18 protein-coding genes are annotated in these 21157 nt (G+C 36.6%); 5 read left to right on the top strand and 13 right to left on the bottom strand.

Going from position 1 to position 21157, the window contains the following annotated elements; all coding sequences use genetic code 11:
* Positions 1-2: 2 nt before the first annotated feature.
* The 6 genes from J2X07_RS06800 to J2X07_RS06775 form a co-directional block, all read right to left on the bottom strand.
* Positions 3-1181 carry a processed acidic surface protein gene (locus J2X07_RS06800; RefSeq protein WP_310257711.1) on the bottom strand — a complete coding sequence of 393 codons (1179 nt, stop codon included), beginning with the start codon at positions 1179-1181 and terminating at the stop codon, positions 3-5.
* A 186-nt stretch (positions 1182-1367) separates the two neighbouring features.
* Positions 1368-2057 carry a response regulator gene (locus J2X07_RS06795; protein ID WP_310257710.1) on the bottom strand — a complete coding sequence of 230 codons (690 nt, stop codon included), beginning with the start codon at positions 2055-2057 and terminating at the stop codon, positions 1368-1370.
* 15 nt (positions 2058-2072) lie between these two features.
* Positions 2073-3644: a sensor histidine kinase gene (locus J2X07_RS06790; protein ID WP_310257709.1), complete on the bottom strand. Its 1572-nt coding sequence runs from the start codon at positions 3642-3644 to the stop codon at positions 2073-2075.
* 58 nt (positions 3645-3702) lie between these two features.
* Positions 3703-5229, bottom strand: a complete 1527-nt coding sequence (locus tag J2X07_RS06785; protein ID WP_310257708.1) for a tripartite tricarboxylate transporter permease — start codon at positions 5227-5229, stop codon at positions 3703-3705.
* Positions 5230-5241: 12 nt separating this feature from the next.
* A complete protein-coding gene (locus J2X07_RS06780; RefSeq protein WP_310257707.1) occupies positions 5242-5700 on the bottom strand; it encodes a tripartite tricarboxylate transporter TctB family protein in 459 nt (152 codons plus the stop codon).
* Positions 5701-5771: 71 nt separating this feature from the next.
* On the bottom strand, positions 5772-6788 hold the full coding sequence (locus J2X07_RS06775) for a tripartite tricarboxylate transporter substrate binding protein (RefSeq protein WP_310257706.1): 1017 nt from the start codon (positions 6786-6788) through the stop codon (positions 5772-5774).
* 285 nt (positions 6789-7073) lie between these two features.
* On the opposite strand from J2X07_RS06775, the gene J2X07_RS06770 reads away from it, so the two are divergent.
* Positions 7074-7787, top strand: coding sequence for a DsbA family protein (locus J2X07_RS06770; RefSeq protein ID WP_310257705.1), 714 nt, complete (start codon positions 7074-7076; stop codon positions 7785-7787).
* Positions 7788-7789: 2 nt separating this feature from the next.
* A complete protein-coding gene (locus J2X07_RS06765) occupies positions 7790-8197 on the top strand; it encodes a disulfide oxidoreductase (protein WP_310257704.1) in 408 nt (135 codons plus the stop codon).
* A 94-nt stretch (positions 8198-8291) separates the two neighbouring features.
* Here J2X07_RS06765 and J2X07_RS06760 read toward each other — a convergent pair whose 3' ends face one another.
* The 3 genes from J2X07_RS06760 to J2X07_RS06750 form a co-directional block, all read right to left on the bottom strand.
* On the bottom strand, positions 8292-9011 hold the full coding sequence (locus J2X07_RS06760) for a YebC/PmpR family DNA-binding transcriptional regulator (protein WP_310257703.1): 720 nt from the start codon (positions 9009-9011) through the stop codon (positions 8292-8294).
* A 182-nt stretch (positions 9012-9193) separates the two neighbouring features.
* Positions 9194-10009, bottom strand: a complete 816-nt coding sequence (gene speD / locus J2X07_RS06755; protein WP_310257702.1) for an adenosylmethionine decarboxylase — start codon at positions 10007-10009, stop codon at positions 9194-9196.
* A 144-nt stretch (positions 10010-10153) separates the two neighbouring features.
* The gene (locus J2X07_RS06750; RefSeq protein WP_310257701.1) at positions 10154-11002 is read right to left on the bottom strand and encodes an aminoglycoside 6-adenylyltransferase; all 849 of its coding nucleotides are present in this window, start codon (positions 11000-11002) and stop codon (positions 10154-10156) included.
* 400 nt (positions 11003-11402) lie between these two features.
* Between J2X07_RS06750 and J2X07_RS06745 the strand changes: the two genes are divergently transcribed.
* The gene (locus tag J2X07_RS06745; protein ID WP_310257700.1) at positions 11403-13043 is read left to right on the top strand and encodes a sensor domain-containing diguanylate cyclase; all 1641 of its coding nucleotides are present in this window, start codon (positions 11403-11405) and stop codon (positions 13041-13043) included.
* Between the two features lie 177 nt (positions 13044-13220).
* Positions 13221-14621 (top strand): hypothetical protein, encoded by a 1401-nt coding sequence (locus tag J2X07_RS06740; protein WP_310257699.1) that lies wholly within the window; start codon positions 13221-13223, stop codon positions 14619-14621.
* Between the two features lie 44 nt (positions 14622-14665).
* Here the strand turns inward: J2X07_RS06740 and J2X07_RS06735 are convergent, their stop codons facing one another.
* The 4 genes from J2X07_RS06735 to J2X07_RS06720 form a co-directional block, all read right to left on the bottom strand.
* The gene (locus tag J2X07_RS06735; RefSeq protein WP_310257698.1) at positions 14666-15841 is read right to left on the bottom strand and encodes an alanyl-tRNA editing protein; all 1176 of its coding nucleotides are present in this window, start codon (positions 15839-15841) and stop codon (positions 14666-14668) included.
* A 112-nt stretch (positions 15842-15953) separates the two neighbouring features.
* Positions 15954-16718 carry a MerR family transcriptional regulator gene (locus J2X07_RS06730; RefSeq protein WP_310257697.1) on the bottom strand — a complete coding sequence of 255 codons (765 nt, stop codon included), beginning with the start codon at positions 16716-16718 and terminating at the stop codon, positions 15954-15956.
* A 132-nt stretch (positions 16719-16850) separates the two neighbouring features.
* Entirely contained in the window at positions 16851-17795 is a 945-nt protein-coding gene (locus J2X07_RS06725; protein ID WP_310257696.1) for a DUF6454 family protein, read from the bottom strand.
* Between the two features lie 394 nt (positions 17796-18189).
* The gene (locus J2X07_RS06720) at positions 18190-19761 is read right to left on the bottom strand and encodes a phosphodiester glycosidase family protein (RefSeq protein ID WP_310257695.1); all 1572 of its coding nucleotides are present in this window, start codon (positions 19759-19761) and stop codon (positions 18190-18192) included.
* A 291-nt stretch (positions 19762-20052) separates the two neighbouring features.
* Here J2X07_RS06720 and J2X07_RS06715 point away from each other — a divergent pair, with 291 nt between their 5' ends.
* Positions 20053-21156: an AbrB family transcriptional regulator gene (locus J2X07_RS06715; protein WP_310257694.1), complete on the top strand. Its 1104-nt coding sequence runs from the start codon at positions 20053-20055 to the stop codon at positions 21154-21156.
* The last annotated feature ends 1 nt before the right edge of the window (position 21157 follow it).

Raw genomic sequence — 21157 nt, 5'->3', positions numbered from 1 at the left:
ATTTAAATTCCTTTTACACGAAAGCGTCTAAACATTAAAATTCCCGCAAGCAGTAATGAAAGCCCGATTAATGTGTATGCAGCGTGATTCGTTGCCGTTGTAGGAAGCTTACCACCCTTTACTGTTTTTACAGGAGGTTTTGCTTTTATTGCAGCAACTGGTGCAGTAGTAATGATTTTCTCTGCTTTCTCTAAATCTTTACCAGTATCTTGAATAACTTCAGAACCAAGCATTGCAGCTGTCACTTTTAAATCAGCAAGCAGCTCACCTTTGTTATTGTAGATCTCCATTACTAAATCTTTGCCGTTTGTTGAGTCCATTTTCATTAAAGCTTCAATGGAAAGCGACTCTTTTTGACCTTTACCATCTACAAGGTAAAACTTTGTCTCGATTTGAAAAAGCTGATGCATTTCATTAAGGATACTAAATAAATCAGCTACTTGTTCCGATGAAAGCTCATCTGCCGTTTCAAAATCTTCAAATGACATCATCTTGTCACTAAGCGACACCACATTGTCAACAAAAGCAGGATCTTCCCAATTCAATGTTTCAAAATGAGCAAATAGTTTTTCAAGTTCATCATCGGTTAATCCGATATCAGTGAATAGATTTGTTAGTTCATCTTCATAATCTGCACCGTTTTTATAATAATCAACTGTTAAATCCAGGTCTTCAATAAATTCATAATTATCAATGGAATCATCATTATCATTTAAAAACTTTTCAAGTGCTTCTTTTGACTGAAAATCATAGTCTTCAAGCAACTGCTGAAGATTTTCAGCATTAATAGGCGTACCTTCCATGTCATTCAAATAAAAATCAACTGAAGAATCAAGTTCTTCAGAAAACGTATACCAAGAATCTAGCACGTCTTGTCCTTTTTCAATATCACCATTTTCAACAAGTAGTGCATTTAGTTCTGCTCGAGTTAACTCATACTTTGCTAATACTGGCAGAATAGATTCTTCGGTTAATGGAGTACCTAACTCATCGACAGATTCAAAATCGTCCAGCGTCCATTCTTTACTAGTTAAATAATCAATATAATCTTGCTTTTCCCAACCTATTTTCTTTACAAATGCTTCAAACTTTTGATCGTTTGGTTCAATAGCAAACGCAGACATTGGCAGTGCACCAAAGCTCAAGCTTATAACCAAAATGAGTGTTAATAAGTATTTCATCCCTGACCCCCAAAAAAATATTAATATAATTCCTAGAAGATTATAATCCTAATTTTTATTTTTGGATACAGGATTTATTTTACAAATTTTAAATGGAATAGAAGATTGTACCTTTAAGCATTTGCTGGTGAATTTAATTTCATTAAAATGCAAAAAAAAAACCGAAAAATCTTTTCGGTTCAACAGTTATTTATTATATTGATAAATTCTTTCCGGTCGTCCTACCCCTCCATATGAAGTGTCTGCAGAAACTTTATTTTCTGTAACTAAAAATTCTAGATAGCGTCTTGCTGTAGTTCGGCTAACACCAACCAGTTGACCAAGATCCTCAGCAGTATAGCCATCTATTTCATTTGTTAAAATCGTTAAAATTTTATCAAGAGTTATTCGGTCTATTCCTTTGGGAAGTACGGGACTATCGATATCTGTTTTATCTTTTTTAATAACTGAATCTATAATGCTTTGATTAATCTCTTTCGTTCCCGACAATTGATAAATAGAAGATTTATATTTTTTAAAGTCCATCAGTGTCTGTTTAAATCTTTGGAAGACAACTGGTTTAACTATATAATCGAATACCCCATCATTTAATGCGTAAGTTAACGTTTCTGCTTCAGTAGCGGCTGTCACCATAATAACTTCAATACCTCTGAATTCGCTTCTTATCCACCGTAAAAGATCTAAACCGTTCATATCTGGAAAATAGATATCCAATATTATTAAATCTGGATGTAGAATAGATATTTGTTCTTTTGCATCTTCTTGATTTAAAGCTATTCCACAGACAGTAAAGCCATCTAGTTTCTCAACAAATCTCCGGTTAATTTCAGCTATTCTAATATCATCTTCAACAATAAAAACTTCGTATGAATGCATGGTTTATTCAAGCCTCTATTCATTAGGAATAATAACAGTAAATAAAGTTGTATGGGCTTTAGTTCGTTCGTAGTATATTTCACCATCTAACTGTTCTACCGCTTGTTTTACTAAATAAAGTCCGTAGCCGCGATTTACACCTTTTGAAGAGAATCCCTTTTTATATAAGTCATTTACTATTTGCGGCGGAATTCCTGCTGCAGAGTCTTCCACTTCAATTAATAATTGTGCTCCTAGATTCGAGAGACTTATTATTATGGTTTTATCTACATCCATATTTTGAACGACAGCTTCCATGGCATTATCGACTAAATTTCCAATTATCGTCACAAGTAATTGCCTATCTATTTCTGCTGAAAGCCCATCAAGATGTGTGGAAGTGTCGATGATTAAATTTACATTCAGTTCTTTGGAACGATTAAATTTACCGATTAATAATCCAGCGATGTAGGGATCAGGAATTCTCTTCATAATTAATTGAGCAAAATTTTGATGCATATCGGATTCTTTTGTAATTACATCTAGTGCTTCTTGATAAGATCCTAATTGTATGAGACCAGAGATTAAATACAATTTATTAGAAAATTCATGTGTTTGCGCGCGAAGACCTTCACTATAACTTTTTACTTGTGTAAGTTCTTCATTCAGCCGAAATAGCTCGCTTTTATTACGAAAGGTAGCAACTGCACCGATTACGTTTTTGTTATCATCAAAAATCGGGACACGGTTTGCAACCACACTACTGGTTCCAAGTTTCATTTGTTCATCGAACTCACTTTTACCTGTTTCAATTACTTCTATTAATCTAGTGTTGGGAATGGCTTTAATTATACTTGTCCCTAATATTTCACCCTCTGGCAAACCCAACATCTGAAACGCTGTATGATTTGCCATTGTGATTTCTCCATTACGATTAATCGCAATAACACCTTCCCTGATTGCTTCTAAGATAGCACTCTTTTCTTTGTACAATAATCCGATTTCCTTAGGTTCTAATCCATGAGTTGCCCGCTTAACTCCTTTAGCAATCAAGACCGAACCTAGTATCCCTAGAAGTAGAGTAAGTATACCAACGATTAATATTTTTAATTTATATGGCCAAATTATGCTATTGATATTGGTAGTTAAGAAACCTACGGATACTAATCCAATAATCTTGCCTTGTCTATTAAAAACTGGCGACTTCCCTCGTACAGCCGGCCCAAGAGAGCCAATAGCTTCTGTAATACTAGACTTGCCTGATAATGCGATATCATTATCCCCGCCAACCATCCTTTTGCCTATTCTGTTTTTTATCGGATGTGAATATCGGATGCCTTTTGTATTGCCTACTACAATATACTGTGCACCTGTTTTTTTTCTTACTTCTTCAGCATAAGGCTGAATTACTTTAGAAGGATCTTTTTTTTCAAATGCCTCTATTACTAGTGGATTTCTGCTGACTGCTACAGAAACATTTAAGGCTCTTTGTCCAATTTGATCTTTTATTGTATTTTCAAACATGACTTGAAAAATGACAGCTAAAATAGCGATGACAATAAAAATAAGGGAGGTGCTGATTAAAATTAATTTTGTCTGCAGTTTCATGAATTCCCCCAAGTACAAAAAGACTTCCTGTTTAGAAAGTCTTCTCTTTCACTTTTGTTTATCCTTCTACATTTATGACTACTTTTTTTCCTCTTAATTTTAAAATGAATGGTATTACGATCCATAAAAAGGCACATATCAGGAAAAAAGCTGAAATTGGATGCTGGATAAAAGCCATAAAATCACCATTAGATGTAGTCAATGCTCTACGCATATTATTTTCTATCATCGGTCCTAAAACTAGTCCAAGGACAAGTGGAGCAAGGGGATAATCATTTTTTGCTAAAAAGTATCCCGCAAGACCAAAACCGATCAAGAGATATAAATCGAAAGTTGTGAACTGGACAGCGTACACACCAAAAACTGATATTGCCACAATGATAGGTAGTAAATATTTCGATGGAGTTTCGATAATTTTTGCAAAAATTTTCACTAAAGGCATGTTTAATATGAGAAGCATTACATTTCCAATAAACATACTTGCTATAAGCCCCCATGCTACATCGGGATGCTCACTGAACAGAAGCGGACCTGGCTGGATATTATACATAATGAGAGCACCCATTAATATTGCCGTTGTTCCAGAGCCGGGAATTCCGAGTGTTAATAGTGGAATCATTGCGCCTCCTGACGCCGCATTGTTAGCTGACTCAGGTGCTGCAACTCCTGCAATTGCGCCCTTACCAAATTTCTCTGGTGTTTTGCTCAATTTTTTTTCGGCAATATATGAAAAAAAAGAAGCGAGAGTGGCTCCTGCTCCAGGCAGAACACCAATGAAAAAACCAAGAATTGAACCGCGTGCAATGGGACCTGCACTTTCTTTTAAATCTTCTTTAGAAGGAATGACTCTTCCTACTTTGGCAATTCTGTCTTGATCCTCTTCTTTATGAAGTATTGTTTTAAAGACTTCTCCCAATGCAAATAATCCGACTGCAACTGTTAAAAATTCAAGACCACCGTACAATATCGGCAAATCATACGTGAATCTTGATACTCCAGATACAGCGTCTATACCGATAGTGGCAAGCAAGAGCCCGGTAACTGTCATAATCCAAGCTTTTGTCATCGAGCCTCCAGCAAGCCCGCTAACTGCAGCTAGTCCTAATAACATAAGAGAAAAATATTCTGTTGGTCCAAATTTTAATGCCATTTCTGAAAGTGGATTCGCTAGCAGCACTAACCCAATAATTGATACAATTCCTGCAATAAACGACCCAATAGCAGCAATGGATAAAGCAGCACCAGCACGTCCTTGTTTTGCCATTTGATAGCCATCAAGCGTAGTAACAACTGATGAAGATTCACCTGGTGTGTTAAGCAAGATGGAAGTTGTCGAGCCGCCGTACATAGCCCCGTAATAAACCCCAGCTAATAATATAATAGAACTTGTAGCGGCGGCACTTGGATCCATTCCGCCAGTTAATGTTGCTGTTACAGGGATTAACAAGGCTACACCGCTCATTGGACCAATACCAGGCAATACGCCTACTGCAGTACCTATTAAAACGCCGATAAAGGCAAAGAAGAGATTTTCTGGTTGAATAGCTGTCTGAAAACCCTGTAAAAGAAAATCCATAACACTCATACTATTAACCTCCTAATTAAACCACACTGGCAATCCAGGTAATGAACCTTTCAATAGTTCTACAAATAAAAAGTAAACACAGATTGAAAAGAGTGCAGAAATTGTTACGTTTTTGATAAGACTTCCTTTCTCCATGGCTTGAAAGGAAATGAAAAGGAATAAAAACGTACTAATGATATAACCTAATGTTTCTAAAAAAGCTGCATAAAACACACTCATAGCAAAGATAATAAGAAAACGTTTTATTTCTAATTTTTCTGGACTTTTTCTTTTTTTATCAGAGTTTAATGTTTCAAAAAAGAGTTTAACACTTAATAAAATGAGGATAAGTCCTAATAAAAAAGGGAAAACATTTGGTCCTACATCACTGCCATACGCACTATCAGCAATTTTTCTGCTTTCGATTAAAAAAGTAAAACCGATAAGCGCGAAAAATATACTGGCGTACCGGTCAAAACCAATTGTTTGCATAACACACTCTCCTTAATTTGTGTAGGTTTAAAGAAAATGGAGAAGTAGATTTCACTTCTCCATTCATCCACTTATTTATTCATGCCTAAAGATTTCAAAAGATCTTCAACTTGTTTTTCTTGTTCTTTTAAAAATGACGAAAAATCATCTGCACTTTTATATTCTTCTTCCCAGCCGTTTCGTTTAAGTTCGTCTTTCCACTCTTGGCTATCATTAAGATTTTCTAATTTTTTTGACCAATATTTTTTTGCATTGTTCGACATTTCCTTTGGTCCAAAGACCCCTCTCCAAATTGTAAAATCTGTATCAATTCCCTCTTCTTTAAAAGTTGGGACATCTGCAAGATCGCCTTTTAACCTTTCAGTGGATGAAACTCCAAGAACTTTTACTTTACCTGCTTTGAGGAATTCTCCAACTGCTGAAGCATCTGTAGCGATATAATCTGCATTGCCTCCTAACAATGCTGCTATTGCTTCACCACCGCCGTCATAAGAAACATATTTTACGGTTTTCGGATCTACACCTGATTTATAAGCAGGAAGAACAGCAACAAGGTGATCCATGGATCCAGGTGCCGATCCCCCTGCTGCAGTTACTGACTTAGGATCATTTTTAACTGCATCCATCAGCTCTTTCAGACTATTATATTTTGAATCTGCCTTTACTACGATTGCACCAAAGTCTTTTGTCAGCTGAGCGAGTGGTGTAGTGTCTTTATAACCGTAAGGGCTGTTTCCTTCCTTTTTTAAATTATTTATAAGAATTGGCGGTGAACTAATAAATAATTTATAATCATCTTTTTTATACTGAGTTGCATATTCAGCTAGATAAACCGCCCCTCCGCCACCAGGCTTGTTTTCAACTGTCATTGTCTGATCGACTAATTTTGTTTCTCCAAGAACTTTAGTAAGTGATCGAGCTGTTAAATCCCAGCCTCCGCCTGCACCTGATGGAGCTACAACTGTGATAGGTTTTTTAGGGTAATTAGATTCACCAGTATTGTCCCCGCTTCCGGAAGTACTGCATGCAGTGACAGTTGACATGAGCACACCAGCCATTAACCAAGATTTCCAATTTTTCAAATTCATTAATATCCCCCTTTTGAAAGCGTTTTCATTTAAGCTTTTTATTATCCTATCACGCTAGAATTGAAATGGAAGTTTACGTTCATAATGAGCATATTGTTCATATTGTTTACGGAAAGTTTTTACATAAAGGTTAAAACAATCAGTTATTTTCTTAAATTCAGTAATTGAGTATTTATTGATTAGCGCTTTTTTTCTTTCATTATTGTAAAAGGTGGCTAATTTGTATACGATAATAGTAACTTCTTTTAATTTAGTAATAGAATCTATCTACATATGAGGTGAACAATGAGCAATCAGAAAAAGCAAAACATGAAGGGGAAACCAGTTAAGAAAAAAACGAGTTCTTCTGCATGGATTTTTTGGGTCATTGGTATTATCACTGTTGGTCTTCTCGTGTTTTTGTTAACCGGAAATCATAATAAGGATAATAATGGTGCATCTATTTCTTATAAAAACCAGCCGTATCTTGGTAATGCTGATGCTTCAGTCAAGATTATTGAATTTGGAGATTATAAATGCCCGATATGCAAAGACTTTAATGAATCCTTCTTCCCTGTTATCGATAAGGAATTGATCCAAACCGGTAAAGTGAAGTTCTATTTTATAAACTATCCATTTATTAATGTGGATTCCAAAAGGTCTGCAGAATTTGGTGAAACGGTTTATAAAGAACTTGGAAATGATACTTTTTGGAAGTTTCACGAACTGCTTTACAAAAAACAGCCAGTAGATGAAAGTCTTGAGCACAAAGATATTTTCACACAAGATTTCTTGTTAAAAACTTTGGGAGAAGTCACGACAAAAGAAAATGTTAAAAAAGTAAGCACTAAATTAGATACGAGTACAGGTAGTAAAGCTGTTGAAACAGATAACGGGCTTGTAAAAGATTTAGGTGTTTCAGGAACTCCTACTCTTTTCGTTAATGGAAAGAAATTTGAAGGAAATACTTTTGGTGATTTGGAAAAAATGGTTGATGATGCTGCAAAGGAGAATAAATAACGGTGCCTGTTCAATCATTGTTATTTGCTTGGATTACTGCGATTGTTGCATCACTCGGAAGTCTTTATTTTAGTGAGGTACTTCATTTCATACCTTGTACGATGTGCTGGTATCAGCGGATTTTGATGTATCCGATGGTGATTTTACTAGGAATTGCTTATTATCATCAAGATACGAAGATTGTGCGGTACATCCTTCCACTTTCTGTCCTTGGTATATTGCTATCCAGTTACCACTATGCACTTCAAAAAATACCAGCATTAAAAGCCTTTGAAGTATGTTCGTCTGGTGTGCCTTGTTCTGGCCAATACATTAATTGGCTAGGTTTTATTACTATTCCATTATTAGCGTTAACTGGTTTTGTGGTAATTACAACTTGTATGATAATCATAAAAAAGCGATCTCAATAGAGACCGCTTTTTTTCATCATATAAAAGTAATGCTTGATATCGTAAATGAACACAGGCTGTCGGAAAAGACTGGTGTCAGCCAATTTTTCTTTATTTATTCTCCTAAATCAACATTATGATAGACTTGCTGCACATCTTCTAAATCTTCAAGTGCATCGATAAGTTTTTCAAATTGTGTCTGCGCATCTTCCGGAAGTTCAAGATCATTTTGAGGAAGCATAGTTAATTCTGCGATTGTAAACTCTGTGATGCCCGCCTCTTTTAATGCTTCTTGAACAGCGTGATATTGATCAGGTTCTGCATAGACAATGACAGAATCATCTTCTTCCATCACATCTCGTACATCAATATCTGCTTCCATCAATAGTTCAAGTACTTCTTCTGCCGATTTCCCTTCAAGTCCGAACACAGCTGTTGCGTCAAACATATACGCCACTGCCCCAGATACTCCCATGTTTCCGCCATTTTTATTAAAAGCAGAGCGAACTTCAGCGACAGTCCGATTTACATTGTTTGTCAAAGTATCAACGATTACCATGGAGCCATTAGGTCCAAAACCTTCATAACGAAGTTCATCGTAGTTTTCCTCTGATCCGCCCTTCGCTTTTTCAATTGCGCGATCAATTATTGTTTTTGGAACGCTGTATGTTTTTGCTCGCTCAAGGACAACTTTTAAAGACTGGTTACTTTCAGGATCGGGTTCACCTTGTTTTGCCGCAACGTAAATTTCACGTCCGAATTTTGCATAGATACGGCTAGTATTTGCGTCTTTAGATGCTTTTTTCTCTTTAATATTGTTCCACTTACGACCCATTGTTTCTCACTCTCTTTCAACTTTTGAATCAAAAAATGATAAATATGAATATGCAGCATACTCCTGGCTGCATTCATTCTAAATGCTATTATACACCAATTGTACGGTGCGTTTCGAATAATTAAAACACAAAACAAAGAGCAGCCTTCATCTATCTTGGCTACTCTAAGACTTTGTTTCTTTTATCTTGGTGAATGCTTTACGTTTCTTCCGTAAAATATTTCATCCATCTCTAACTTCAATCGTTCCGTTATTTTTTTAATGCTGTTTTCATCAAGTGAATCCTTTGTGTAGCCAAATAAATAATTGTTTAAATTGAATTCTTTCAGCCTGCATTTCGTGTGAAATATATTTTCTTGGTAAATGTTTGTGTCAATCATGTCATATGCACGTTTAATATCATCTGAAAGATAATTTTGGATTGAACTAATATCGTGATCGATGAATAATTTTTTCCCTTCTATATCTCTAGTAAATCCACGAACGCGATAATCCATTGTAACGATGTCTGTTTCAAAAGAATCGATGAGGTGGTTCAATGCTTTAAGCGGTGAAATTTCTCCGCATGTTGATACATCAATATCAGCTCGGAATGTACTGATTCCTTCATCTGGATGGAATTCCGGGTAAGTATGAACCGTTAAATGACTTTTGTCGAGCTGCATAACGACTGATCCTGGCATAGCTGAATTTTCATCTATAGAATCTGTAGGAACTTCTACTATCGGTCCTTCTGATACAAGAACGGTTACACTTGCACCTTGAGGGATATAATCTTGCTTAGCCACATTAAGTACATGAGCACCGATCGTATCTGAAACAGTTTCCAAAATCTTAGTCAGCCTCTCTGCGTTATATTGTTCATCAATATATTCTATGTAAGCTTCACGTTCTTTTTTTGATTTCGTATAACATACATCATACAAATTAAAACTTAATGACTTTGTAAGGTTATTAAATCCGTGTAAGGTAATATGCTGGTCAGGTGTGATTTTCATGAGATCTGATTCCCCTTATGTTTTTGAGTCGTTTTGTTTTAAAGTAAATATATTTATATTACCCACTTCCTGTTTATAAAAAACAGAGCAGAAAAAAGAGGATAAACGCTAAGGTTACCCTCTCAGTAAATATCAATGAAGTTCTTATTCTGCCAATTGTATGATTTCGTCAACCCATTCTGTGTTTTCATTAATTTCGAGCTTTTCACATAACACTTTATGAACCCTTTTAAACTCTAAATTTAACGATTTTAATACATGAAAAATTTGATGTGGATTACGCGTGCAGTCCCAGCTTTCAAGTAAACTTAATTGTGAAGATTTTAATGGAGTTCTTTTTCCTTCATATTTAGACCAATCTCCTAATGCATTCGGAACTCGATCCATCTCCATATCCCATCCTATTGCTATAGAGCATCTCATTTTATCTAGTGAACTTAACGCGTAATACAGCTCTTCTCTCATAACTCTTCTATAAACTTCATGCATATGGGCAAAGTATTTCCCGCGCCAAATTTCAAATTCTTCAACACTCAATACGTAATGAATAGCCTGTGATTTTTCCATAATGTCTGATACGATTCCGTAACGATCAAAAACAATCATAGCTTGTTTCATATAAACAGAGGGATAAAGATCTTTCGGTTTATAATAGAATGAATCTACTTTAATAAACTCTTTGTAATGTGCAACAGAATGTGTGGCGTTTGGATAATCCTCATAAAAAAGGACATCTCCCCACTTTCTTGCTCGCTCTTTCTTGTTTTTTCTGTATGTTTCATAAAAATCTTCATTTATAACGATACGAAGATCTATATCTGAATAGCAATCCGTGCTATTATTTGCGAGCGACCCTCCGTAAAAATAGGCAATGATTTGAGGGTCATTGGTTAAATCTTCATGAATGGCTTCTTGCAATCTAATTAACTTCTTAGGTAATGCCTGATCTCTTTTTTGATATTTAGATACAAATCCCACACATAAAACAAACACTCTCCTTCAGTTTCCAATTTCATTACTATTCTTTAAATCTCTTTTTTTCCCTTCTTTGACAAGTTGATTGAAGTGCAAGGTGCGAGACTCCTCGAAAATGAAAAATCACATTTTCTTCGTGCGATGTATTGCGGCAGAAGCCTTCCTTGTCCTGCAGGATCAGCGTGACAGGTGAGACCCTTCAGGTGCAATTAGCTAGCTCACCTTACCCCTCGCGGAAAGCGAGCATCCTGAAACGGAAATCAACCACTTCATAGAGCAATAATCTTTTTGAAAACTGCCTTGTGAAAAAAGAAATTTCAAATAACAATTCTTTTGGTTATAATCATCTTTGTGGTGTTGATTCCCATAATTGGTAATATCATTGCCGTATTCAACGTTTTCTGAGGAGACTTTTACATTGTCTATTAAACTAAGAACTTATTTTGCATTGACGTTTGCCTTATTTATATTTATAACTACTGTTTTTTTAAGTATTACAATCAGTAAACAGTCCAGTAAAAAGCTTGAAAAGGAAGTTGGAGATTCATTAGCTGGTGTTGCTTTCCAGATGGCAGATAAGCTTGATTATTTTATGTGGTCTCGCTTTCAGGAAATTCAAGTATTCAGTCAGCTTGAAGCACTGGAAAATCCTAACAGATCCAATGAAGCTCAAAAATTATTAGACCAGCTTCATACGAGCATCCCGACCTTTTCATGGGTGGGAACAACAGACAATAAAGGAATTGTTACAGCATCAAGCGGAAAAATTCTAAAAAATGTAGACATTTCCGAGCGCCCTGTATTTAAAGAAGCACTTGATAAACCATTTATAGGTGACGTACATAATGCACTGTTATTAGCTAAATGGTTACCCACTCAGGATGGTGAACCTCTCCAGCTCGTTGATATTAGTACTCCCATTATTGGTAATGACGGTAAATTTAAAGGGGTTCTAGCTGCACACTTAAGTTGGGAATGGACGAAAGAGGTGAAAAATATTGTTCTGCAGCCTCTTCAAGGAAAGCGGGATGATGTTGAACTCTTTATCGTTAGCTCTAAGGATCAAACCGTGTTATTAGGACCAAAAAACATGCTTGGTAAACCATTAAAGTTAAGTAATCTAGAATCTGTTCAATTCAAAAGAAACGATTGGAAGCTAGAAAGATGGCCAGATGGAAAACGGTATTTAACAGGTTATGCTTTTGGAAAAGGTTATAAGAATTATAGAGGATTAGGCTGGACTGTTATTGTCCGGCAACCGGAAGATGTTGCATTTTCTTCTGTAAATCACTTAAATCAATTGATTTTTATCATAGGAACCATATTTTCTATTCTAATGGCAGTACTCGGGTGGTTTTTAGCTGGAATAGTATCAACGCCTTTATTTAAGATAACTCAAGCTGCTAATAAGTTAAGGCATGGTGAAAATGTTGAAATTCCGTATTTTAAAGGAATAAAAGACATTGAGATTCTATCCTTATCTTTAAGAGAACTCGTAGCTTCCCTTGTGAAAACAGAATCTGAGCTAGGGAAAATGGAAAATATCGCGATGCATGATGCACTTACGGGACTTCCAAACCGTTTATCACTTTATACGTATTTAAATGAAAAACTTGTTAGTGATCATACACATCAAAGTAATTTTCTTCTTTATCTTGACCTTGATGGATTTAAGTTAGTAAATGATTCATTTGGTCACCATGTTGGAGATATTTTGTTAAATGAAGTAGGAATACGAATCAAATCCTGTTTGAATAATGACCAATTTGTGGCTCGTCTTGGAGGTGATGAATTCGTAGTCATGATCTCGACTGTCACACCTTCTCCCATTCAGGTGGCTAATCAAATAGCAGATCAGATTATTAGAGAACTAAATCGTCCATTTTTCATACAAGGACATAAGGTACAGGTTGGTTGCAGTATTGGTGCCGCGCTTTTGACTGAAAAAGATACTACACCTGAAGAAATTCTACAATTAGCTGATCACGCACTATATATATCTAAAAACGAAGGAAAAAATCAGGTGAATTTTTATCCTAACAAAAACAGAGTTTCATAAACAAGCCAAAAAGCCGAAATTCATCGGCTTTTTTTGTGTAATTTGAATTAAAGCGCGAATTATTTTTCACTTATTTGTGTGTTTGCTCCTTGTATTTATTTTTCTCACCCCTTTTCCCTTTCAACATATCCTGTATTACATCATAAGGGCTAATTACCCATAAGGGGAGGTATTAAAATGGGCGTTGAACTTACAGCGCTGCATTGGATTTATATTGTGTTCATTGGTTTAATCATAGGTTTCATGGTAAAAAGGCGTGATACCTCGTTAATTTGTATCCTTGGCATATTCTTAATCGCGATTACAGCTACCGGATCCTTAAGCGGATCAATCAGCAGTATATTTAACAGTTTCATATATGCGATTACAGAACTCCTCCCTACCATACTCGTCATCTCAATCATTGTAGCGATGAGCAGAACGTTAACGATTACAGGTATTAACGATGTAATGATCTCTCCATTTTCTAAAATGATTCGCACACCTGCACTTGCTTACTGGACGATTGGTATAGTAATGATGGTTATTTCATGGTTTTTCTGGCCATCGCCAGCTGTTGCCCTATTAGGTGCAGTGCTTCTTCCGGTGGCAGTAAGAGTTGGATTGCCTGCATTAGGTGTCGCCATGGCAATGAACCTATTCGGTCATGGAATAGCTTTATCAGGTGACTTTGTTATTCAAGCCGCTCCTAAATTAACATCTGATGCTGCAGGACTTCCTATCACTGAAGTAATTGATGCTAGTATTCCGCTCGTACTAGTAATGGGCATCGTTACAACAGCTGCAGCCTTCTATTTTTTAAGGCGTGATATGAAATCTGGTAAGCTTACAATGGATACTGGAGTACAAGAAACAAAGTTTGTGGAAGCTGCTGAAGATGAGACAGGTCTGCTTTCACAAGGTCAAAAGAAATTTTTTGCCATCCTCATTCCTCTGTTGTTCGCTTTAGACGTAGCTGCTATGTCTATTCTCAAGCTTCAAGGTGGAGACGCAACTGCTTTGATCGGCGGAACTTCTGTATTCATCCTTTTGCTTATCACGATGTTCAGCCATAAAAACACGGGGCTTGAAAAGACAACTTCGTACATGATTGAAGGTTTTACATTTGGTTTCAAGGTTTTCGGACCTGTCATTCCAATCGCTGCTTTCTTCTATTTGGGAGATGCAGGGTTTACAAAAATCATTGGTGATTTTTTACCGAAAGCTTCACAAGGTATTGTTAACGATATCGGTGTCGCATTAGCATCTGTTGTGCCGATGAGTAAAGAAATTGGTGCTATTACTCTTACTGCTGTAGGAGCTATTACAGGGTTGGATGGCTCTGGTTTCTCAGGCATCTCGCTAGCAGGGTCTGTTGCCAACATTTTTGGTACGGCTATAGGAGCTGGTGCTGCAACATTGACTGCTTTAGGGCAAATAGCTGCGATTTGGGTAGGGGGCGGAACATTGGTGCCGTGGGCATTGATTCCGGCTGCGGCAATCTGTGGCGTTGATCCATTTGAACTGGCTAGAAGAAACTTAAAGCCAGTTACAATTGGTTTAGTTGTTACAACAATCGTTGCTATGTTTTTAATTTGAATAAGTAAAAGCAGAGAACGGCAATTGCGTACTCTGCTTTTTTGTTAATTTCCAGCTATTTTTTGAATGGCAAAATGATAAAACTTTTCTGCATCTTCCCTAGCAGCAAACGCAGCTTGAGCAGTTTTATCGTTCCCTCCGCCTTTTCCATTGAACTCTGCTAAGTGCTGTTTTAAAAATTGACCGCACGAAGTAGGATACGTCCCGTTTTGTGCGAGTATAACTTTGTTTTCAGAGAGTGATAAAAACAAAACAAATAAGTTGTTTTCGCTTGCTGCCTTGATGGCTAGCTCTTTCATGTCATTAAAATTTTTCACTTCAAATACATGAGCAAGAAATTCATGATCTGCTTTATCCAAAAGCTCTTTCGTTTGATATTGATTGAGCTGTTCTTTTAATACACTAATCTCTGTTTCAAGTTGTTTATGATCTTCTTCCCATTTTTCCAATCGGTTCAGAATATCATCTCGTCCCGTATTAAACTTTGCGGAAAGATTGCTTAAAATTTGCTGACTTTCATTTATGCCTTGCAATACTCGGGTTCCGCATTTAAAGAAAATTCTAGTATTTCCACGTTGTTTTTCTGTTTTATACAGTTTAATGATTCCAATTTCTCCTGTTCTTAAAACATGAGTACCACCGCATGCATTATGTTCAATTCCTTCAATCTCAACAATTCGGATATTCTCAGTGACCTTTGGCATTTTTAATAGCGGCAGCTTCACCAATTCTTCGTTCGAAACAAAATAGGTATGAATCGGTCTGTTTTTATAGATTTGTTTATTGACTTCTTTTTCAATTTGGTTTAATTGATGTTGATTTAATTCGGATGTATTAACGTCAATCGTTACATATTCACTGCCAAGGTGAAAGCTGACAGTAAGAGCATCAAATAGTGAATAGCAAACAGCAGAAAGCAAATGCTGGCCGCTATGATGCTGCATATGATCAAAGCGTCTATCCCAATTTATCTTACAGTTCACATTCGATACATCTGGCAGGTTTGTAACTTTATGTATGACTTCACCATTTTCTGTGAAGACATCTACTACCTCTATGCCATTAATACTTCCTGTATCAAACGGCTGCCCCCCTCCAGTAGGATAAAATGCCGTTTCTTCTAAGATGATAAAATTATCATTATCCTGTTCAAATGTTCTTTTTATCTTTGTTTCCCATTCGGTTGTATAAGGTGAAGAATAATAGAGCTTTTGCGTCAAAATATGTTCATTCCTTTCTAAACCTAATCCTATATAGTGTAAACCATTTCGCTTATTAAAACGAAAAAAAGAGGATAACAACGATCATTATCTCTTCCCATTCGCTATAAAACTATTTCTTCATTCCTGTATAGATGTGAATGGCATCTCTAAAGAAAGCGGCTGTTCCTGGCTGTTCTTTATCGTAATATGCCGTGAATCGTTCATCATCTACATACATTTGAGAAAGACCTGCATGCGCTTCTTTGCTGTAGTCTGACCAATAAAACATCAACCAGCGTTTATGGAGCTCAGCAGCTTTTTGTGCAAGGTCACTAGAAGGATCTCCTGTTTGAAAGGCTTGTGCTAAAGTTGCTGTAATTTCTTCTCCCATTCTCGTAACTTCATCATGTTGTTCTTGCGTCATATTTAGTACTTTCTGGTTCGATTTGTTAACTGCATTATCACCGTATTTATTCCGGATTTCTTTCCCGTACTTTTTCTCATTATCATCAATGGTCTTTTGTTTGAAGCCTTCGAATTTCTCTTTATCTGTCATTATTAATCTCCCTTCGTTATTGCTGATTGTCTTTTCTACATTCTCAATCAGCAAGTCTAATTGTTTTCTTTTACTCAGGAGTTGTTCGCGGTGTTCACTTAATGCATCTAAAACGTTAAATGCAGGAGAAGTTACTATGTCTCTTATTTTTTCTAATTCTAACCCTAGTTCCTTGTAAAAAAGGATTTGCTGCAGTCTGTTAACCTCAGCCTCTCCATATATTCGGTAACCTGAAGAATTGATTCTTGCTGGCTTAAGAATCCCTATTTCATCATAATACCGAAGTGTACGGGTACTGATTCCTGCTAACTTGCTAAGCTTTTGAATGGTATACTCCATGTTTTCACCTCCCGACAATTTAAATTTACACCTTTACGTAACGTCAAGGTCAATAGGGTTTATAAAAAATTTTGAGAATTTAAAAACACACATTTGATGGTAATCTCAAAGTGTGTTTTTGATTTTGCTTAATTATTTTTTATCCAATTTTGCTTCATAAACGTACATAGTAGAATGTTCATCATCAGGTATCCCATACAGTTTCATACCATGTTGTGAATTCTCAAGGTAAACAGGATTTCGTGTAACATTATGCCCTTGAGATGAAAAGAGAGTAATCGGCAGTTCATGTACCATGTTCATAGTTTTCATATTCAGTAATGCTAACCCGCCAAGTTCATATTTACCTGCAGAACTTCCTTGCTGCGGCAATTCTGTAACACCGCTGCAAATCATGTTTTCATTCCCTGCACTTTCACAGTCCTGATAATCAATAAAGTGACTCGGGTTGCTTGATTTACTGACTATTTTCCCTTTTTGGCTGAACTCATAAAATGTTCTTGATCCCCAGCTGACTGCCTTTAGATTTCCTTTTTTTCCATCACTTAAGATTCCTCCGATGTGATCGTTTGCTCTGAACATTTCCTTGGCTTCCATTGTTTCTGGATTGATTTTATAGATGATAGATTTGCTGTTAGGCCGATACTCCGCAACAGATACCCAGATGGATTTACCATCAAATGCAATACCGCCTGGATGATAAATATTTCCCTCACCTAACTTAATATCTTTTAAGAGCTTCCCTTGTTTATCAAATACGAAAACATGGCCGATTCCTTTACCAGGTGTACGGTCATAGCCATCACGCGGTTGATCGTATTTTACAGGCTTTTCGAGCACTTCAACCGATGACATATAGTACAAGTCACCAATTTTTGTCATTCCTTGAGGGTGATAACTGTTAAATTGCAGTTCAATATTTTCTTTCGGTTCCCATACAGTGTCACGGGACAGTTGCTGAAAATTGTCTGCAAGTTGTTTTCCTTTATTATCAGTTTGAATATCTGAATTTGCAAACGCCGTAGTAACAGTACCAATTGAAAGAGCGGCTGCAAAAGTAAGCAGTAATTTTTTCATCAATTATCCTCCTAGAGTATTAATGGGTTAAAAAAGTTGGCTGTCTTCGCAAACTTTGTTGTTCTTGAAAGTGGTTGATTTCCGTTCCAGGATGCTCGCTTTCCGGGGGGTGTGCGGTGAGCCTCCTAAGCGCTTCGCACTTTCAGGAGTCTCACCTGTCTAGCTACAACGGTTAGCCTCTCGAGGTCAAAAGTTAAATGGTCTGAGGGCAAAAAGCGCCTTCTTAACCCATTTCCCTTTTGCTTGTCGGGGCTGACCAAACCGTCTTCGCTTTTCGGACTGTCCCACTAATCCCCCAGGAGTCTCGCACCTTGCACTTCAATCAACTTTTCACGAAGAGTCGTCACTTTCTAGAAACTACTTTTTAAGAAAGAACCAAAAAGTTTATTATCTCTTACTGAGTGAGTAAGATCGCGTCACCAACAGGTCGTTCACCAGTAGTGTCAGAAGGTGTGGTTACCATTTTGTCATTAACGGTCATAGTAGTTGAGCCGCCTCCATCAAGATTTACCGCCTCGACTGCACCGAGAGATTTCAAGAGTTGTGCACTTTCTTTAAAGTTAGCACCAACACTATATCCTGGTTTCCTTCCGTCAATTGTAACTAAAAGTAGAGACCCATTAGCTTTTATACCTGCAATCGTACGAGGATGGCGCCTTTGACCGAACTGATAAAAGAATTCTGGATTATCAGGCTGGTGCAATCCTTCTGCAGTTGAAGGAATATCCATCTTTCCGTCCTTTAAAAGTCTCGGTCCGCCATTAACGATTCCCATACCATTTTTTGAGGAAATAGAGTGATTATCTGCAAATACCTTTTTTGTTAAAGTGATTTTTTCTCCATCATACAAATGCTGTTGAATCCACTCAGCACTTTCACCTGTACCTGCTATAACCGTACTTCCTTTAGGAATTGTACCGCCACGTTTGCCCCTGATTTCAGTAATCCTTCCTTTACCGTTAATCACGGCTTCAGTACCTTTACCAGAAGGCGTTTCAGTTCCATAAAGTGAAGAATACTGAATTAATTCACTTGTATCTGTACAAGTAAAGTCGTGTTTAGGCTGATTTGTTTCCTGATCTCCTACACCACCGCATCCACGAATGAGGCCAGGTACCCTGTTTAATCCATCAATTTCTCTTTTGCCCCCATCGGCTGTTTGAATGCTAAGTTTAGTAGATACTGCTGAAATGGAAGCTTGGTTTTTTTTGTCTAAAACAAGACTTGTCCGGCCATTAACCGCTTCACTCGTAAGCTTTCCATCTACCATTGAAACTCCTGCAAGATCACCTTCAGTTCCATCTTTTGGTCCCATTACAAAATATCCGCCATTAACACCTGCTAGTGCATGATTTGTTTTTGACATATTTGTAACTGTTTCTTTTCCTGGAATTTGATTATTAGATAAAGCTGATGAAACCTTTCCATTAAAGGTTTTTGGATCCATTTCAATGACATGAACAACCCATGGACCTGTTGTTGATTCTCCATCTTCACCTGTAAAAACAGTTTTTGAATCGGAGTACCCTTTAGAAATAAGGTCGTTACTTATCATTTTTGCGTTTGATTCTTCTTTGTATGGTCCCATTCGCACTAAATAACCAAGAGGACTTTGTTGTGGATCATCTTGTGCTCTTCCATTAATGGTTTGAACAAAAGGATGATATCCTTTAGCAGTAAGCTGGTCGCGCAGCTTAATGGCATCTTCTTTTGTAGGAAGAAAATCTACGTTTACCATGTATGCATCATTCTGATTTGCTTTTCCGTAGACAATCCGTGAATAAGTTACACCCTCTTGTAATTTTTGTGTTTCTTTATTTTCATAATTCCTAAATGGTGACTGTTGGTTTTCTGCCTCAACAGTTTTCGTTTTTGAAATATATCCATCTGAGAAAGGAAGTATAGTTAGAAACGTTAGTGCAGTAAGAGATAGGAGTGAAGTTTTCTTTATCCGTTTACTCGTCATAATTGCCCCCTTAGTATATGTGTCTTTTTCACCATACTAAAGAGTTATTAAGTTAAAGTAATGGGTTCATTGTGTGTTTGTAAATGTTTATTTACAGAGGCTCTAAAGTGATGGAAAGTTATTCGAAAATAAAAAACGCATTGCCTAAAGACAAAGCGATTGTAAAGATAATTCTATTTTATATTCTTCGATTGGTCCGTTTCGGATGCGTTCATTTTAAAATGAATTGGTTTATTGTGCTATACTATAGTAAGGAAGCACAAAAAGAATAGTAAAGAAGAAGGTTGAAAAATGAAATTAATTTTTAATAATAAGGTTCATTTTCTGTCATTTATGGCTGCACTTGCCACAGCTTATTTAGGCGGTTTATTTTTCACTTTATTAAACTGCCCTGTTCCATGGCTGTTAGGTCCAATGACTGCTGTGTTAATTGTTTCTCGGATAAAAAAGGTTAACTTATATTGGCCCACAGGTATAAGAAATACGGGATTAATTATCGTTGGCTATTCCATCGGATTAACATTCACGAAAAACACGTTAATAACCATTTCCTCTAAACTTCCTTCCATGGCATTAATGACAGTTCTGCTTGTCTTAATTTGCATGGGAATGGCATTCATTATATCCAAACTATCCAGCATCGATTTTCCAACTGCATTAACAAGCAGTATACCTGGGGGACTTTCACAAATCATTACCTTTGCAGAAGAATCAAAGGGAATAGACATTACAACTGTAACTTTTTTTCAAGTTACTAGGTTGTTAACCATCATCTTTTTTGTTCCATTCCTCATTTTTAGTCCACTATTTTTAGAAAATAGTTCAAAATATGCCAATAGAGAAACTTCTGTTCCACTTGCACAATTTGATTATCAGTTACCAAGTGTACTTTTTTTCGCTGTATTTGCTATTGTAATCGCCTTAATTGGAAAAAGGATTAAATTGCCTACTGCCTTTTTATTAGGACCCATTTTAGGGATTGCTGTTTTAAATGTAGCAGGATTCACAGGTCCGCCAATTCCATCTCTTTTGTTAGATATCTCACAATTTATGATTGGCGGATATATCGGCTTATTGTTAAAGCCTGAACAATTAAAATCTAAGGCCATCATTCCAGTCGCTCTTCTTAGCGGAATCATGCTTGTCTGCATTTCATTGGGATTAAGTTATATCCTTTCCATGCAATTTCATTTCTCGTCACTAACCAGTTTCTTAAGTTTAGCGCCAGGCGGGGCTGATCAGATGGGGATCATCGGTCACGAACTGCATGCAGATATCTCCATGATTACAGGATACCAACTGTTCCGCATTCTATTTATATTCTTTGCTGTTCCACCATTATTAAAATATGTTTTAAGATTCAGCCAAGGAAAAAGTGATAAAAAAGGAATGTAAT

It is taken from the genome of Fictibacillus barbaricus (genome assembly GCF_031457135.1).
Lineage (GTDB): Bacteria > Bacillota > Bacilli > Bacillales > Fictibacillaceae > Fictibacillus > Fictibacillus barbaricus_A.
The sequence above is the reverse complement of the archived record's forward strand: the minus strand, read 5'-3'. Positions and strand labels throughout refer to the sequence as shown.